Raw genomic sequence first — 18,597 nt, 5'->3', positions numbered from 1 at the left:
GCAATTCGTCTCTACTCTTATCGGGCGAATTGCTTTTTATATTTATTCAGTCTATTAATATGAGCGTCTAACAAATAGAGAGGTACGATGTAATGAATAAAGATAATAAATGGACGATGATAACTGCGCTTTTTATAGCAGTAATCAGTGTATTGTTAGCATTTCATCTGAAACAACATTATGACCAAACTACAAATGAGAACCATGCTAATAAAGACAAAATTAATATTAAAAATAAAAATGTGCGCATTTATCAAAACCTTACATACAATAGAGTTTATCCTAACAGTAAATTAGATATTATTACACCTGTTGATATGTCTTCTAATGCCAAACTGCCAGTTATTTTTTGGATGCACGGTGGTGGTTATATTGCGGGTGATAAGCAGTATAAAAACCCATTATTAGCGAAAATTGCTGAACAAGGGTACATTGTTGTGAATGTAAATTATGCATTGGCGCCACAATATAAATATCCCACACCATTAATTCAAATGAATCAAGCGACTCAATTCATTAAAGAAAATAAAATGAATTTACCTATTGATTTTAATCAAGTAGTTATTGGCGGTGATTCTGCTGGCGCTCAATTAGCAAGTCAATTTACTGCAATACAGACAAATAATCAATTAAGAAAAGCCATGAAATTTGATCAGTCATTCAAACCATCGCAAATTAAAGGTGCTATACTATTTGGTGGTTTTTATAATATGCAAACAGTTAGAGAAACTGAGTTTCCGCGAATACAATTATTTATGAAAAGTTATACAGGTGAAGAAGATTGGGAAAAGAGTTTTAAAAATATTTCACAAATGTCGACAGTAAAACAATCGACAAAAAATTATCCACCAACATTTTTATCTGTTGGAGATAGTGATCCATTCGAAAGTCAAAATATAGAATTCAGTAAGAAATTACAAGAATTGAAAGTACCAGTAGATACATTGTTTTATGATGGTACGCATCATTTACATCATCAGTATCAATTTCACCTTAATAAACCTGAATCGATAGATAATATCAAAAAAGTGTTACTTTTCTTAAGTCGTAATACATCTTCTAGTGGTATTCAAACTGAAGAGAAACCACAAATAGAAAATCCGAGTAATGAATTACCGTTAAATCCATTAAACTAATGATAAACAGTAGTAATTTATTACTTAAGCAACATTTAAGATCTTCAAATTGAAAACGAAGAATTTAAAACATGTGGGGCTAATGTGTAAGTGTCTGAGATATAATAAATTGTTAGCGGTTCTTTATCATTTCTGTCCCCCCCCTATTATGATGTGACATTTATTTACAAACTAATTTGTTTTGAACCTGAAAATAACTTTTTACAACTAAATAGTCGAAAAACAGTGTGTACATGATATAATAAATTTATAAATTGAAAAGAATTCAAAAGAAAAATTAAAATATAGATTGAGCACGAAGTGATTTGAAATAAGGTTGTGAAAGGGAGTGACAAGGTCAGCATTAAAACCATTTAAAAATAAACGCGTTATGGTTACTGGACGTATACATCGTGTGTTGTTTAAAAATTATTTAGATAGACATAGCACATTTAAGCCGAATGTAAGGATATTATTAAAAGATGTAATTGTTTCAGGTGTTTCAATAGATCATTTATGGCTATATGAGACAAATAAATACTATGCATTAGCAATGGAACTTATTCATCAACGAGTAAAATTTAGTGCGAATGTTGTACCGTATTACAAAATAAATAGAAATAATAATTTATTCGTACAAGATTATGGAATTAAGCGTAAAGGTAATTTAGTTACTGAAGAAGCTTACATTCAAAACAATCAGTATCAGGATAAAATATATGAAAAATTACCGGATATAGATTTTAGACTCGAAGATTTTTATAGTAAGGAAAACTAAATAATATAAAGCACCACTAATCGTAGTTGATCAATTACACATTAGTGGTGTTTTATTTTGAATTTAAATTTGATAAATGAATAAGAGTATACGCATTCATTTAAGATTAGATGACATTGATAAGTATGAGTAATGTATTAGGTAACCATTGAATTCGTTGTTATACGATTCTAATACAAGATTATGATAAAATAGCTTTAATTAAGAATTTTAGCCATCATATAGTCATCGTAATATTTACCATCGATGAATAACTTATCTTTTAAAACGCCTTCGATTTGAAAATCGGCACTTTTAAAAAGCTCGAGGGCAGGTTGGTTATTGAGTGGTACATTTGCTTCAATTCGGTGTATTTGATTGTTTAAACACCAAGCCATAATGGCATCAAGAAGTGCTTGGCCAATTCCACGATGTTGATATAATTTCTTTACACCTAAATCAATTTTAGCAACATGTTTAATGCGTTGAAATGGTGTCGTATTAACAAAGGCAAAGCCTACAAGTTGTTCATCACTTTCAGCAACAAAGATGACTTTATGTGGAGAAGTGATATATTCTTCTAATTGTTTACTAGCCGATGTGACGCTAGGATCATATTCTCCTGGTGTGTAGAACATATACGGAGATTCGTCGTATATTTTCGCTAACATTGAAATGAAATTTTCTACATCTTTGATACTAACTCTACGTATAATATGGGCCATAAAAAGCCTCCAGTATTTTGAAATTTTAAAACATTTGCTACTATTATAATATATATTTAACCAAAAGGTAGAGTAATATGTTTTTTGGTTACAGTTTAAAGGAGTATTTTAGATGAAACCTAAAGTTTTATTAGCAGGTGGAACAGGGTATATTGGTAAGTATTTAAGTGAAGTGATTGAAAATGATGCTGAACTTTTTGCTATATCAAAATATCCAGACAATAAAAAAACAGATGATGTTGAAATGACTTGGATTCAGTGTGATATATTTCATTACGAACAGGTTGTTGCCGCAATGAATCAAATAGATATTGCTGTATTCTTTATCGATCCAACAAAGAATTCTGCCAAAATAACACAATCATCAGCAAGAGATTTAACATTAATCGCAGCAGATAATTTTGGTCGAGCAGCGGCTATCAATCAAGTAAAAAAAGTAATCTACATACCTGGGAGTCGTTATGATAATGAAACAATTGAACGCCTAGGTGCATATGGTACAACTGTAGAAACAACAAATTTAGTTTTTAAACGTTCTTTAGTTAATGTAGAATTACAAGTTTCAAAGTATGATGATGTTAGATCAACGATGAAGGTAGTTTTACCAAAGGGATGGACATTAAAGAACGTTGTAAACCATTTTATTGCATGGATGGGTTACACTAAAGGAACTTTTGTGAAAACAGAAAAATCACATGATCAATTTAAGATATATATTAAGAATAAGGTGCGACCACTCGCAGTATTTAAAATAGTAGAAACAGCTGATGGAATAATAACTTTAATTTTATTGAGTGGAAGTTTAGTGAAAAAATATACAGTTAATCAAGGGAAGTTAGAATTTAGATTAATCAAAGAATCATCAGTCGTTTATATACATCTATACGATTATATCCCTCGATTATTTTGGCCGATTTATTACTTTATACAAGCACCAATGCAAAAAATGATGATTCATGGCTTTGAAGTTGACTGCCGGATTAAAGATTTTCAAAGTCGATTAAAATCAGGAGAAAATATGAAATATACTAAATGATATTGGGTGATATGGATGCAAATACTACTAGTAGAAGATGACAATACTTTGTTTCAAGAATTGAAAAAAGAATTAGAACAATGGGATTTTAATGTTGCTGGTATTGAAGATTTCGGCAAAGTAATGGATACATTTGAAAGTTTTAATCCTGAAATTGTTATATTGGATGTTCAATTACCTAAATATGATGGGTTTTATTGGTGCAGAAAAATGAGAGAAGTTTCCAACGTACCAATATTATTTTTATCATCTCGTGATAATCCAATGGATCAAGTGATGAGTATGGAACTTGGCGCAGATGATTATATGCAAAAGCCTTTTTATACAAATGTATTAATTGCTAAATTACAAGCGATTTATCGACGAGTGTATGAATTTACTGCTGAAGAAAAACGCACGTTAACATGGCAAGATGCTGTCATTGATCTATCAAAAGATAGTATACAAAAAGGTGATCAGACGATTTTTCTATCCAAAACAGAAATGATTATTTTAGAAATTCTTATTACTAAAAAAAATCAAATCGTTTCTAGGGATACAATTATTACTGCGCTATGGGATGATGAAGCATTTGTCAGTGATAACACATTAACAGTTAATGTGAACCGATTACGTAAGAAACTATCTGAAATAGGGATGGACAGCGCAATTGAAACAAAAGTAGGAAAAGGATATATGGCACATGAATAATTTGAAATGGGTAGTTTATTTTCTGAAATCAAGAAAGAATTGGATATTTTGGATACTGTTTTTAAATATTCTTATGTTAGGCATTAGTCTTATTGACTATGACTTTCCAATCGATAGTTTGTTTTATATTGTTTCTTTAAATTTAAGCTTAACACTGATTTTTCTTATATTGACTTTTTTTAAAGAAGTAAAATTATATAGACATTTTGAAAAAGATAAAGAAATCGAAGAAATAAAACATAAAGATTTAGCGGAAACCCCATTCCAACGTCATACAGTTGATTATTTATATCGTCAAATTTTAGCGCATAAAGATAAAGTGGTCGACCAACAGTTGCAATTAAACATGCATGAACAAACCATCACAGAATTTGTGCACGACATCAAAACACCAGTGACTGCTATGAAATTGTTAATTGACCAAGAAGAGAATCAAGAAAGAAAACAAGCGCTATTATTTGAATGGTCACGTATTAACTCGATGTTAGATACGCAATTGTATATTACGAGATTAGAGTCGCAACGTAAAGATATGTTTTTTGATTATGTCTCATTGAAGCGCATGGTTATTGATGAAATTCAATTAACAAGGCATATAAGTCAAGTTAAAGGTATCGGATTTGATATTGATTTTAAAGTGGATAATCATGTGTACACGGATATAAAATGGTGTCGTATGATTATTAGACAGATTTTATCAAATGCTTTGAAATATAGTGAGAATTATAATGTTGATATTTCAACGGAATTAATTGATCAACATGTTGCGTTAATCATCAAGGATCATGGAAGAGGTATTAGTAAAAAAGATATGCCTCGAATATTTGAACGTGGGTTTACGTCAACGGCTAACAGAAATGAAACGACATCATCCGGCATGGGTCTATACTTAGTGGATAGTGTGAAAGATCAATTAGGAATACAATTACAAGTTACTTCGACTATTGGAAAAGGAACAACGGTTAAATTGATCTTCCCATTACAAAATGAAATTGTTGAGCGCATGTCAGAAGTGACAAATCTGTCATTTTAAACATGCGTTTTGTTACTTAGAATTGATACATCATGACCACTTCAACGATATAATCAAATAGATGTTAATTAAATACAAAATTGAAGGTAAGCGTGCCAAATTGAATATAAAGGAAATGAAGTTAAGATAAATATAGGAGTGTTAAAGTGACAATATTAGAAGTAAAACAATTAACAAAAATATATGGCAACAAGAAAATGGCACAAGAAGTTCTGCGAGATATCAATATGTCTGTTGAAGAAGGTGAATTTATTGCCATTATGGGACCTTCAGGATCTGGTAAAACGACCTTATTAAATGTTTTGAGTTCAATTGATTATATTTCGCAAGGTTCTATCACACTAAAAGGACACAAACTTGAAAAGCTTTCAAACAAAGCATTATCTGATATTCGAAAGCATGATATTGGTTTTATTTTTCAAGAATATAATTTACTTCATACATTAACTGTTAAAGAAAATATCATGTTACCATTAACGGTTCAGAAATTAGATAAGGACACAATGTTAGATCGTTATGAAAAAGTGGCAGAAGCATTAAATATATTAGACATCAGTGATAAATATCCATCCGAATTGTCTGGTGGTCAAAGACAACGAACATCAGCTGCCAGAGCATTTATAACATTGCCTTCTATTATATTTGCCGATGAACCTACAGGTGCACTCGATTCGAAAAGTACACAAGATTTATTAAAGCGATTAATGAAAATGAATGAAGAGATTAAGACGACAATTATTATGGTGACACATGATCCGGTTGCAGCTAGCTATGCAAATCGAGTAGTGATGCTTAAAGATGGGCAAATATTCACGGAGTTATATCAAGGTGATGATGACAAACATACTTTCTTTAAAGAAATCATACGTGTACAAAGTGTTTTAGGTGGCATTAATTATGAGTTTTAATGAGATTATATTTAAAAATTTCCGCCAAAATTTATCACATTATGCCATTTATCTTTTTTCGCTAATTACAAGTGTAGTTTTATTTTTTAGCTTCGTAGCACTAAAATATACGCATAGCATTAACATAACTGAGACATATCCCATTATTAAAGAAGGATCGCAAGTAGGTAGTTACTTTCTATTTTTTATCATTGTTGCCTTTTTGCTATATGCCAATGTACTATTTCTTAAACGTCGTAGTTCTGAACTTGCATTATATCAAACATTAGGTTTATCCAAATTCAACATTATATATATATTGATGTTTGAACAATTATTAATATTTTCAATAACAGCTATATTGGGCATTACGATTGGTATCTTTGGTTCTAAAATTTTATTAATGATAGTGTTTACTTTATTAGGTATCAAAGAAAAGGTTCCAATTATTTTCAGCTTTAGAGCAGTGTTTGAGACACTATTATTAATTGGCGTTGCTTATTTCCTAACTGCAGCTCAAAATCTTATCTTAGTATTGAAACAATCTATTTCAGAACTATCAAAGCATAATCAGGCTAAGCAAATGAATCATAATAAAATTACATTTGAAGAAGTTATACTAGGAATTCTAGGTATTATTTTAATCATCAGTGGGTATTACTACTCTTTACGCATTGTACATTACTATGATGCAATTGGCGTCCTTATGTTTATATTGTTTGCGACAGTAATTGGGGCGTATTTATTTTTTAAAAGTTCAGTATCCTTGGTATTTAAAATTATTAAAAGCTTTAAAAAAGGTGTAATAAGTGTAAATGATGTCATGTTTTCTTCATCTATTATGTATCGTATTCAGAAAAATGCATTTTCACTTACTGTTATGGCAATTATTTCAGCTATTACTTTATCAGTACTTTGTTTTGCTGCTATCAGTAGAGCAACTTTATCAAGTGAAATTAAGTATACGTCACCTCATGATGTTACGATTAAAGATCAACAGAAAGCGAATCAGTTAGCAAGTGAATTGAACAACCGAAAAATTCCTCATTTTTATAATTATAAAGAAGTGATTCATACAAAACTTTATAAGGATGACTTATTTGATATAAAAGCAAAGGAACCATATAACGTAACAATTACTAGTGACAAATATATTCCTAATACGGATTTGAAACGTGGTCAGGCTGATTTATTTGTAGCGGAAGGCGCTATTAAAGATTTAGTGAAGCATAAGAAACATGGTAAGGCAGTAATAGGAACGAAAAAGCACCATGTGGATATTAAATTACGTAAAGATATCAATAAAATTTACTTTATGACTGATGTTGACTTAGGTGGACCGACGTTTGTGTTAAACGATCAAGATTATCAAGAGATAAGAAAGTATACTAAGCCAAAACACATTGTTTCTCAATTTGGATTTGATTTAAAACATAAAAAAGAAATGTTAGCATTGGAAAAAGCAACAAATAAAGTTGACAAATCTATTGAAACAAGAAGTGAAGCCATAAGTTCGATATCGAGTTTAACGGGAATATTGTTATTTGTAACCTCATTTTTAGGAATTAGTTTCCTAATTGCCGTATGTTGTATCATATACATTAAACAAATAGATGAAACTGAAGACGAGTTAGAAAATTATAGTATTCTTAGAAAACTTGGATTTACACAAAAAGATATGGCAAAAGGATTAAAATTTAAAATTGCGTTTAATTTTGGGTTACCATTAGTCATTGCACTTTCACATGCATACTTTACATCATTAGCATATATGAAATTGATGGGGACAACGAATCAAATACCGATATTTATAGTAATGGGACTATATATTTGTATGTATGCCATTTTTGCAATGACAGCTTATAATCATTCTAAGCGTACAATCAGACATTCAATTTAATATATATATAGCGGCTTTCAGTAGGCTAGTGGATTAAGATTCATGAGCTTTACTGAAAGCTTTTATTTTTGGATAGTTATAGGTCCGGGCACGACAGTTTTATTGTATATGCTTCAACTTTGTAAATTGTATTAAATGTGAGAAAATAGAGGCATAGGCATTGAAAGAAATATGAATTAAGAATAGTTAGAAGAAAGATAAGTGTATTTTAATATGTAAAAGTTATGTAATAAATATTGTATCGTTGCAAATTTTCCGAGTATGTCCATTTACAATTATTAGAGTTTTGTAGATAAAAAATTGCCTATATATCAAGTTTTTCAAAACAAATGCCTACCACTATTTAAATTTTATGTAAAAGTTAAGTTTCGGAATTGTTAAAAATTTGTAAATTGAATTGTGGGATTGTAAATTTTGTGCTATTTTCATATAAGGGCAAATACAGTAAATTGTTTACTGTGAGGCATTTTTGAAATTAATATCAGTACACTAAAAATATACTGACGATTGATAATAACAAATTTGTATCATTAGTTTGTAAATTCACTTGTCTTAATTTGAAACAAATTATAACTGAATGTGATTGGTGACAATCGCTTAAATGGAGGATTTTAAATGTTTAGTAAGAAAAAAGATAAGTTTATGGTTCAATTAGAAGAGATGGTTTTTAACCTAGATCGTGCAGCTATTGAATTCGGTAAAATGGATTTCAATACACATCTAGATTTAAAGGCATACTCAGACAACATTAAAACTTATGAGTCACATGGTGACGAATTAGTACATCAAGTAATTACTGATTTAAATCAAACATTTATCACACCAATTGAACGTGAAGATATTTTATCATTATGTGATGCAATTGATGATGTTTTAGATGCAATTGAAGAAACGGCAGCTATGTTTGAAATGTATTCAATCGAATACACAGATGAATATATGGCTGAGTTTGTTGATAACATTCAAAAAGCAGTTGCAGAAATGAAACTTGCTGTCGGCTTATTAGTCGATAAAAAATTATCACATATGCGTATTCATTCAATTAATATTAAAGAATTTGAAACAAACTGTGATGGTATTTTAAGACAGTCAATTAAACATATTTTCAATAGTGAAACAGATCCAATCACATTAATTAAAATAAAAGATATTTATGAAAGCATGGAAGAAATTGCTGATAAATGTCAAATCGTAGCAAATAATTTTGAAACTATTATTATGAAAAATAGCTAAGGGGAGTATATATTTATGTCATATATAATCATCGTCACTATAGCTGTAGTTATTTTCTCGCTGATATTTGACTTTATCAATGGATTCCATGATACAGCCAATGCAGTAGCTACTGCTGTATCTACTAGAGCGTTAACGCCTAAAACGGCAATTTTAATGGCAGCAGTGATGAACTTTATAGGTGCTTTAACATTTACGGGCGTTGCAGGCACCATTACTAAAGACATTGTCGATCCATTTAAATTGGAAAATGGATTAGTTGTTGTGTTAGCTGCAATACTTGCGGCTATTATTTGGAATTTAGCTACTTGGTTTTACGGAATTCCAAGTTCGTCTTCACATGCACTTATAGGTTCAATTGCGGGTGCAGCAATCGCATCTGAAGGCTCATTTGGCGTATTACATTACCAAGGTTTCACAAAAATTATTATTGTATTAATCGTTTCACCGATTATCGCATTTTGTGTTGGTTTCTTGATGTATTCAATTTTTAAAGTTATCTTTAAAAATGCAAATTTAACAAGAGCGAATCGTAACTTTAGATTTTTCCAAATTTTCACAGCAGCGTTACAATCATTCTCTCACGGTACGAATGATGCGCAAAAATCAATGGGTATTATTACGTTGGCATTGATTGTTGCTAATGTACAGAATGATGGCAGCGTTGAACCACAGTTATGGGTAAAATTTGCCTGTGCGACAGCAATGGGGCTTGGTACTGCAATTGGTGGCTGGAAAATTATCAAAACTGTAGGTGGTAATATTATGAAAATACGCCCAGCAAACGGTGCTGCGGCCGATTTATCATCTGCATTAACAATTTTTGTTGCATCATCGCTACATTTCCCATTATCAACAACTCACGTTGTGTCATCATCAATCTTAGGTGTTGGTGCTTCTAACCGAGCTAAAGGTGTAAAATGGAGTACTGCGCAACGAATGATCATTACATGGGTGATTACATTACCTATTTCAGCATTGTTAGCAGGTTTATTATTCTATATACTTAATTTATTTTTCTAATTGAAAATTAAGCTATACTGAACTTCAGTATCACAAATATATGGTGGTATTGAAGTTCATTTTTTTATGTAAATAGACAACCTATTTTATAGAGTTTACATAGAATGACCAAGACAAAGCATTTTAATTAGGGGCTAAGTTATAAATGTATTCCATGGAACATAATAAGTTAGGTCATTAAAATATAAGTAAGCGTAAAATAATGATTTAACAGTTTATATTCTTCAATGAATGAATAATTAAATAGCTATCAACTTGTTTAATTAACCTAAATTGTATTGGACTTTATTTAATGTAAATTTGTATATGTAGACGAAAAAGCGTAAAATACTGGTATAACAAATTAAATCATTATATAGTCAACTTGGTTGCATTATTTTGGTTTTTAATATATTATGCATTTAATTTAATCAAATAGGTAGGTTATTATTTTTTACCTAACTACCATTCATACAAAATATAAATAAGTATGATAGGGAAGGGTGAGATAATTTTTTGTACCAAAATGAAAATTTTTTTCAAAAATAAAAAACTAGCAATCTCACATGATGTGAATTGCTAGTATATATCAGTACAATTTATTTAATTAATGGATGAATGCATAGCTAGAAACTTCTGAAGCTGGAATTGTACGGTAGTTCATATTGTATGGACCATATGTGTAATTCATTTCAGAAATCAAGATACTACCATCACCATTGACACGTTCAACATAAGCAACATGACCATATGGACCAGGTGTGCTTTGCATGATTGAACCAACTGATGGTGTGTTGTTTACTTGGTAACCATCATTAGCTGCGTTACCAGCCCAATACTTAGCGTCTGACCAATATGTGCTAATTGGACTACCAGCTTGAGCACGACGGTCAAATACGTACCATGTACATTGACCAGCAGTGTATAAATTTTGGTGATTAAAAGATGATGCATTGCCATTGCTACCTGTTGTAGCTGTTGGTGTTGTACCACCTGATCCACCATTAGGAATTTGTAATGTTTGGTTAGGCATAATTAAATAACCACGTAAGTTATTGGCTGCCATTAATTGATCAACTGAAACACCATATCTGTTAGCGATGATATTTAATGATTCACCAGCTTGTACAGTATGAGATGATGCTGAACCAGCTTGTGGAGAAGTGTTTGACGTATTTTGTGCATCACTTCCACCTACTGAGATAACTTGACCAGGGAATACCAAGTTGTTATCTAATTGGTTATTTTGTTTAATACTCTCTACTGAAGTGTTGTATTTTTGAGCAATACTCCATAATGATTCACCAGATTGTACTGTATGTTGTGTAGAAGCTTGCGCATCATGATGCGTTAAAAATGCAGCTGCACCAGATGTTGCTGTTATTGCAAATGCTAATTTTTTCAAAGGGACTCCTCCTTAAAATTAAGATTTACTACTTTTAAAAATTATTAAGACAATTTATATAGTAAATTAAGTTTTCGTTTTATATTACGCTTTCCATATTATCAAAAATAAGTAGCTTTGTGTGGTTTGTTATTATCTTGTAATATTATTAACATTTTAGGATATCGGTTCATATTTTTATAAATGCTGATTTGATAGTGTATAAAAGCGTTTTAGTGATTTTAACTAATTATAAAAAATTATATTTTGTAACATTATAAAATGTAAAATTACTATACTTGTTAAAGGTTATTTCTTTTGATGAAGCAAAATTTACTGTAAAATTTGACGCATAAAACGACAGTAGAAGGAGGAATTATTTTGTCGCAAAATACAAATCATTCATATTATCATCAAAACCAGCATGCTCAAGCAATAAGTAAAGTGTGGCTTTATTTTATGTATTATTGGATTATATTTGGCATAGGATGCTATCTAGGTCAGTTTTTACCATTAAGTTGGCGACAACCCTTGTCATTTGGATTACTGATTATTATTTTAGCAACACTTGTTTTTGAAAGAGCGAGACGGTTCGGTTTAATTATTTCACATATATATGCTGTAGTGATTGGCTTATTGTCATACGCAACGTTTACCACGTATTTACAAAATTTAGGACCAGATATTTTCTATAAAAATATCGCATTAGCAATTTTTGCATTTATAGCATTTGGTATTATTGGTTATTTCTTCGTTGGAGATGCATCGAGTATAGGCAAGTATTTATTCGTTACATTAATAACATTAATTATTGCGAGTCTAATTGGTATTTTTCTTCAAAATCCTATTTTTTATACTATTATTACCGTCGTTAGTCTGTTGTTATTTCTACTTTATACTTTGTATGATTTTAATCGTTTAAAAAGAGGTGACTATTCACCAAGAGAAATGGGATTTAATCTATTTATTAATTTGTTGAATATTATTAAGGATATACTTTATCTTGCTAATATGTTCAGAAGATAAACAGTTAAATTAATAAAGAAATTCATATAAAGTTTTAGAATAATCAATAATGAATATCAACTTTAAATTGGAGCGATTGTCATAAATTAGAAATTTAGATAGGGTAATTTAAATATATTACCTTAATTGTAAAGATATTATTAATCATTGAAATGATTAACTGCTATAGTTCTAAAGTAAATAAATCTTAGAAGATAAACTTTAAACAGGTGTACTTGCCTTTCTAATTACACTTTTATTAGAAAAGTAAAGTATAGCTACGTATTAATTTTAAAATCGAAATATTAATAGGAATAAGTATAGATAATATAAACAATTTAATGTTAGTTTGAGCTCATCTCAAAAGTAGAATGTGATTTAAATAAGTGTTTATTTTTAAATTGAAAATGAATGTAAAGCTAACAAAAGATAATAGTAATACGTTGTAGATGTGGTCATTTAAAATTATTTTGAAAATACTAAAAAATAGTGTGTTTTCAATTGGATAGTTTAATTAAACTGACTACATCTATTTTTGTAATATTTAAATGATTGATATATAAGTTTAAAAATTACCCATTATATAGTTTTATTTATTTTTGATTTGGTATTCGTATTGTGTTAAATTTACGTTTAATTAAATAAGTTAAATATTATAGGGAATGATAAAAGTGGTACTTAAATATAGAAAGAGGTAAAGTTATGGCAAAATCATGCTTGCATATACTTACTAATAATGAATATGCGACAACGCGTTGCCAAGATGGCATAGTCTTATTTTGGCCAATTGACGGGGAAATCGAACTACAAAAATTTCGTAAAAGTAAAATAATTGAAGATGATATATATATTATTAATCATCTGGATGTATTTAGTATTAAGAATAATAAAAAAACGATCATGTTGTATTTGAGTAGCGATTGGTTTGCGGAATTAGGCTTTACTTTCTTTAATTACCACTATACAGCAAAGTTAATTAAATCATATTATAATTTGAAATGTTTACTATTAAAATTGACTTATCGATACCTTGATAATCAACCTCTCAATGACGCTGATGTTAGAAAATTACAGGATATTATTAAAATTATTGCAAAAGAAGCAAGTATGGATAAAAAGATTGCGCAAAATCAATATCGATATGCCTATTATGGTGATTTGCGTGACGAGCTCGAATATATTTATCAAAATGTAAATCAACGATTGACATTAAAAAGTGTCGCTGATAAATTATTTGTCTCAAAGTCAAATTTGTCATCACAATTCCACTTACTTATGGGCATGGGTTTTAAAAAATATATTGATACTTTGAAAATTGGTAAATCGATTGAAATTCTACTTACTACTGATAGTACTATAAGCAACATAAGTGAACATTTAGGTTTTAGTAGTAGCTCAACTTACTCTAAAATGTTTAAAAGTTATATGGATATAACACCGAATGAATATCGTAATTTATCAAAATTTAATAAATCTATAATGCTTAATCCAGAGCCACTTGTAGGCGGTATGGCGCAAGAAGTAAAAGAAGTCATATTGAATTATATTGATCATTATAAAAATCACCTAACTGATGTTATACATATTGACGAAGACAAATTTGAAATACCTAAGTTATTTCAAACGGTTATTCAAATTAATACTTATACAGAAATGAAACTAGTTTTCTTAGAAGGACTTTTTAAAACCTTATTGAATAAGAATAGCCAAGTTGTCTTTTTCATCATGCCATCGATTTTAAAAAGTAAAAATACCATGTCCGAAGAAGAAAAGTTTACAATCATTAAAACCATAATTGAAAGTAATTTAAAGATAGCATTTAATATAAATGATATTGAAACGACTTATTATGTTGAAGAAGCTTTTATGAATGTTATTAGACAATTATCTCCAAACGAAATAAATCATCATAATAATTACGAAGTGCATTTTGTTTTTGATTTATCATTGATGGAAATTAGGACAATTTACCGTATGATTTTAAAACTACATAACATCATGTTAAATGTGAAATTAGGATTGAATATTACCTGTTTATTTGATAAACCTTCAGTTTTTAAATCACTAGTATCACAAATAAAGCGACTTAAATTCGATTCGTTAATAATAGATAATGCAAATTTAAGTAGCCCTTATTTGATGGGGGAAAGTGATGAGTTACTATTGAAAAATATTTTGCATTTTAAAAATTTAAAACAAGTTATTAACGAATTGGATATAGAACAAGAAAAGCTGATTTTTCTAAATGTTGAAAATCATAAACTGCTTAATAATAAAGAACGAGATTTAAGTAATAGTGCTCCATTAATTTATAAGACATTAAGTGCGCTGTATCATAACTTTCATGGTTTTGGATTAAACATTTTTGATAATCATCAAACATTTAATGCGATGCATCTATATGATAAAAATGGATTTAAAACAACACTAGGTCTTATATTAGAAAAGTTTATCGAATATGTCTCGAAACCAAAATACGAAAACAGTTATTATTCTATTTTTGATATAGAGAATTATTATTGTCTGGTTATTTATGATTGGCGAGTGATAGAGAGCGAGACAATTATGAGCAATTTTGAAGATAGTCAAGTTTATATTAATTTCAAAAATAATATTTTAAACGATAAATATCTAATTGTAATAGAAACGTTGGATGAAAATAGTGGGAACATTAATCATTTGATCTCTAAAGAATTAAGAGATAAATATGAATGGAACCCCAGTTTACTCTCTAAAATTGACAACTACCTTAAACCGGCAATCGAGATTAAAGAGCATAACTTTAGTAATAATTCCTTAAATATTAACGTTATTTTTAATGCGTTATACATAATTAAAATAGGAAAAAAATAACACCTTGATATGTATTGCAAAATTTAATTTGCATTTGTTGGTAATTTTGACAACGTATTAAAAACAAATGAGAAAGACAATGGCAGAAAAATTTAAGATAATAATGACAGAAGCATTGTCTTTATATATTTGGGGGTGCAACATTTTGAATACTGAGAAATTAGAAACATTGCTTGGCTTCTATAAACAATATAAAGCATTATCTGAATATATTGATAAAAAATATAAGTTGTCGCTAAATGATTTAGCAGTCTTAGATTTAACGATGAAGCATTGCAAAGATGAGAAAGTACTTATGCAATCATTTTTAAAAACTGCAATGGATGAGCTAGATTTAAGTAGGACAAAATTATTAGTTTCTATAAGAAGACTAATCGAAAAAGAAAGACTTAGTAAAGTTAGATCATCTAAAGATGAGCGTAAAATTTATATTTATTTAAATGATGATGATATATCTAAATTTAATGCTTTATTTGAAGATGTAGAACAATTTTTAAATATTTAATTGAAATTGAGTGTCGAAAGCGTAGAAATTGCTTATCGGCACATTTTTAATTTATACATATTTTAAAACTAAGTAACAGATTGAAGAAATCGTAGTTCAATAATGTTAATTGTGAAAATGTATATAATCATAAAAAAATCATGTATAATATATGTTGTTAATTAAACAGTTCGAAAGCGAGATGACATTATGGGACGTAAATGGAATAACATTAAAGAAAAAAAGGCCCAAAAAGATAAAAATACAAGTAGAATATATGCGAAATTTGGTAAGGAGATTTATGTTGCAGCAAAATCTGGTGAACCAAATCCAGAATCTAACCAAGCTTTAAGATTGGTACTTGAACGCGCTAAGACATATTCAGTACCGAATCATATTATTGAAAAAGCAATAGATAAAGCTAAGGGTGCTGGAGACGAAAACTTTGATCACCTAAGATATGAAGGATTTGGCCCAAGCGGATCAATGCTTATTGTTGATGCGTTAACAAACAATGTAAATCGTACTGCATCTGATGTGCGTGCTGCTTTTGGTAAAAACGGCGGTAATATGGGTGTATCTGGGTCAGTTGCTTATATGTTTGACCATGTGGCAACATTTGGTATTGAAGGTAAATCTGTTGACGAAATACTTGAAACATTAATGGAACAAGATGTAGATGTAAATGATGTGATTGACGATAATGGATTGACAATAGTCTATGCTGAACCAGATCAATTTGCAGTCGTTCAAGATGCGCTTCGTGCAGCAGGTGTTGAAGAATTTAAAGTTGCTGAATTTGAAATGTTACCTCAAACAGATATTGAGCTTTCTGAAGCGGACCAAGTAACATTTGAAAAATTAATCGATGCATTAGAAGATTTAGAAGATGTACAAAACGTATTCCATAATGTGGATTTGAAATAATGAAATCAGCAGAACAATGGATTGATGAATTGCAACTTGAATCGCATCCTGAAGGTGGTTTCTATAGAGAGACAATCCGAGAAGTATTGAAAGATGGACGAAGAGCGCCGTTTAGTAGTATTTATTTTTTGCTTACAGATGACAATATTTCGCATTTTCATCGAATTGATGCTGATGAAGTATGGTACTATCATGCTGGTGATTCTCTAACAATTCATATGATAAATCCGGATGGGGAATATACGACTGCAACATTGGGTACTGATATCCAAAATGGAGATGTATTGCAATATGCAGTGCCTAAAGGAACAATTTTTGCTTCTTCAATCGAAATTTCAAATACTTATAGTTTAGTAGGTTGTATGTGTCAACCAGCATTTGAGTTTAAGCAGTTTGAATTGTTTAAGCAATCTGAATTAATTACACAATATCCGCACCTTAAATCAGTAATCGAAAAATATGCTTTAAAATAAAAAGAATCAATGAAGTGATTTGAAGGTTGTTAGTAAACCTTTGAGTCACTTCATTTTTGTATGTATTCTTGATTGAATCAGAATAGATTTGGTGCTTCAGCTGATTTTAATGAAAATAGCATTAAATGATTTTGAAAAAGATAAGAGTGTGTTATTTATATTTTTGAAAAATCACTTTTATGAAGAAATGTGTGTACTATCTAATTAATATTGTCTATTTTAAGTAAATTGAAGCGAGTTGTAGTAAAATAATAATAAATATTTTCATATGATTAACAAAAACTATAAAACTGTATCATGACATGACATCATCCATGTAGTTTTATATAATAATGACAAGGAGTTGGTGACTGTGAAAGTAAAGTATATAGATAAACGTCACTGGCGTCGCCTAATTGATAGGGAATACACAGAGGTAAAAGTTAATAATAATAGGTTCAAGGGTATTATAGGCTTAGTCACGATGAAAAAGGTTCGTGATCCTTTAGAGGTGACGGTAGTTGGACAAAATATTATTGTCGCAGATGACAATTATAAATGGTTGCAAATACTACCTGAAAAGAAACGTTATAGTATTACTGTAATGTTTGATAATAAAGGCAATCCATTAGAATATTACTTTGATATAAATATTAAAAATATAACGCAAAAAGGTAATGCGCGTACAGTAGATTTATGTTTAGATGTTTTAGCATTACCTAGTGGTGAATATGAGTTGGTAGATGAAGATGATTTAATGTTTGCATTAGAAAGTGAGCAAATTACAAAAAAGCAATTTCATGAAGCATATATGATTGCGCATCAAATTATGGCAGAGTTAGAAAATGATTTTAAAGGATTCCAAAAGAAAATCATGTACTGCTTTAATAAAATTAATGCAAAGGCTCAAAAAATTCATCAAAAGCCACAAAATAAAACTAATTTTGAAAAAAGCAAACAAATAAAACCTAAGCAATATAATCAAACTAAAAATCACCAACAACAAAAGAAAAACTAAGTAATTCAAGCTGCAGCCATACCAATAAAATTGGTGAAAATTATTCGTTAGTAATGAACTCTTGAATGCTCGTAGTCATGAAAGTTCAATAATTGA

General features: G+C 29.6%; 18 protein-coding genes. 16 read left to right on the top strand and 2 right to left on the bottom strand.

From position 1 onward, the window contains the following. Positions 1-92 precede the first annotated feature (92 nt). Both NST10_RS06785 and NST10_RS06780 read left to right on the top strand, forming a co-directional pair. Positions 93-1,136 carry an alpha/beta hydrolase gene (locus tag NST10_RS06785; protein WP_001030763.1) on the top strand — a complete coding sequence of 348 codons (1,044 nt, stop codon included), beginning with the start codon at positions 93-95 and terminating at the stop codon, positions 1,134-1,136. A gap of 328 nt (positions 1,137-1,464) precedes the next feature. Then, positions 1,465-1,893, top strand: coding sequence for a hypothetical protein (locus tag NST10_RS06780; protein ID WP_000198502.1), 429 nt, complete (start codon positions 1,465-1,467; stop codon positions 1,891-1,893). A gap of 197 nt (positions 1,894-2,090) precedes the next feature. Here the strand turns inward: NST10_RS06780 and NST10_RS06775 are convergent, their stop codons facing one another. Beyond that, complete coding sequence (locus NST10_RS06775; protein ID WP_000940129.1) at positions 2,091-2,597, bottom strand: GNAT family N-acetyltransferase; 507 nt, start codon at positions 2,595-2,597, stop codon at positions 2,091-2,093. Between the two features lie 112 nt (positions 2,598-2,709). Here NST10_RS06775 and graX point away from each other — a divergent pair, with 112 nt between their 5' ends. The 7 genes from graX to NST10_RS06740 all read left to right on the top strand — a co-directional run bounded on the left by graX (position 2,710) and on the right by NST10_RS06740 (position 10,399). Further along, complete coding sequence (gene graX / locus NST10_RS06770; RefSeq protein WP_000802949.1) at positions 2,710-3,633, top strand: auxiliary protein GraX/ApsX; 924 nt, start codon at positions 2,710-2,712, stop codon at positions 3,631-3,633. Between the two features lie 15 nt (positions 3,634-3,648). Next, positions 3,649-4,323: a response regulator transcription factor GraR/ApsR gene (gene graR / locus NST10_RS06765; RefSeq protein WP_001166499.1), complete on the top strand. Its 675-nt coding sequence runs from the start codon at positions 3,649-3,651 to the stop codon at positions 4,321-4,323. Further along, a complete protein-coding gene (graS, locus tag NST10_RS06760; protein WP_001061270.1) occupies positions 4,316-5,356 on the top strand; it encodes a histidine kinase GraS/ApsS in 1,041 nt (346 codons plus the stop codon). The genes graR and graS overlap by 8 nt, the downstream gene beginning before the upstream one ends. Before the next feature lie 146 nt (positions 5,357-5,502). After that, positions 5,503-6,264, top strand: a complete 762-nt coding sequence (gene vraF / locus NST10_RS06755; RefSeq protein ID WP_000153733.1) for an ABC transporter ATP-binding protein VraF — start codon at positions 5,503-5,505, stop codon at positions 6,262-6,264. Beyond that, positions 6,254-8,143: an ABC transporter permease gene (locus tag NST10_RS06750; RefSeq protein ID WP_000009408.1), complete on the top strand. Its 1,890-nt coding sequence runs from the start codon at positions 6,254-6,256 to the stop codon at positions 8,141-8,143. Before vraF ends, NST10_RS06750 begins: the two co-directional genes overlap by 11 nt. Before the next feature lie 615 nt (positions 8,144-8,758). Next, entirely contained in the window at positions 8,759-9,376 is a 618-nt protein-coding gene (locus NST10_RS06745) for a DUF47 domain-containing protein (protein ID WP_000491755.1), read from the top strand. Positions 9,377-9,391: 15 nt separating this feature from the next. Continuing rightward, entirely contained in the window at positions 9,392-10,399 is a 1,008-nt protein-coding gene (locus NST10_RS06740; protein ID WP_000120368.1) for an inorganic phosphate transporter, read from the top strand. Positions 10,400-10,985: 586 nt separating this feature from the next. On the opposite strand, the gene NST10_RS06735 is transcribed toward NST10_RS06740, so the two are convergent. Continuing rightward, positions 10,986-11,783, bottom strand: coding sequence for a LysM peptidoglycan-binding domain-containing protein (locus NST10_RS06735; RefSeq protein ID WP_000731642.1), 798 nt, complete (start codon positions 11,781-11,783; stop codon positions 10,986-10,988). A gap of 360 nt (positions 11,784-12,143) precedes the next feature. Here NST10_RS06735 and NST10_RS06730 point away from each other — a divergent pair, with 360 nt between their 5' ends. The 7 genes from NST10_RS06730 (at position 12,144) to NST10_RS06700 (ending at position 18,501) form a co-directional block, all read left to right on the top strand. Then, on the top strand, positions 12,144-12,788 hold the full coding sequence (locus NST10_RS06730) for a Bax inhibitor-1 family protein (protein ID WP_000081597.1): 645 nt from the start codon (positions 12,144-12,146) through the stop codon (positions 12,786-12,788). A 681-nt stretch (positions 12,789-13,469) separates the two neighbouring features. Then, entirely contained in the window at positions 13,470-15,620 is a 2,151-nt protein-coding gene (locus tag NST10_RS06725; RefSeq protein WP_339211972.1) for a helix-turn-helix transcriptional regulator, read from the top strand. 145 nt (positions 15,621-15,765) lie between these two features. Then, positions 15,766-16,125, top strand: a complete 360-nt coding sequence (gene sarX, locus NST10_RS06720; protein ID WP_001090984.1) for an HTH-type transcriptional regulator SarX — start codon at positions 15,766-15,768, stop codon at positions 16,123-16,125. A gap of 189 nt (positions 16,126-16,314) precedes the next feature. Next, entirely contained in the window at positions 16,315-17,031 is a 717-nt protein-coding gene (locus tag NST10_RS06715) for a YebC/PmpR family DNA-binding transcriptional regulator (protein ID WP_000532966.1), read from the top strand. Beyond that, positions 17,031-17,504, top strand: a complete 474-nt coding sequence (locus NST10_RS06710; RefSeq protein ID WP_000833480.1) for a cupin domain-containing protein — start codon at positions 17,031-17,033, stop codon at positions 17,502-17,504. The genes NST10_RS06715 and NST10_RS06710 overlap by 1 nt, the downstream gene beginning before the upstream one ends. Positions 17,505-17,595: 91 nt before the next feature. Then, positions 17,596-17,712 carry a hypothetical protein gene (locus NST10_RS06705; RefSeq protein ID WP_031788497.1) on the top strand — a complete coding sequence of 39 codons (117 nt, stop codon included), beginning with the start codon at positions 17,596-17,598 and terminating at the stop codon, positions 17,710-17,712. Positions 17,713-17,856: 144 nt separating this feature from the next. Beyond that, positions 17,857-18,501, top strand: a complete 645-nt coding sequence (locus NST10_RS06700; RefSeq protein ID WP_000865619.1) for a DUF402 domain-containing protein — start codon at positions 17,857-17,859, stop codon at positions 18,499-18,501. Positions 18,502-18,597: the final 96 nt, after the last annotated feature.

This window comes from Staphylococcus sp. FSL W8-0305 (assembly GCF_037966415.1).
In the GTDB taxonomy this organism is placed as follows: domain Bacteria; phylum Bacillota; class Bacilli; order Staphylococcales; family Staphylococcaceae; genus Staphylococcus; species Staphylococcus aureus.
Note: the sequence above shows the minus strand (reverse complement) of the source record. Positions and strands in the feature narration are given on the sequence as shown.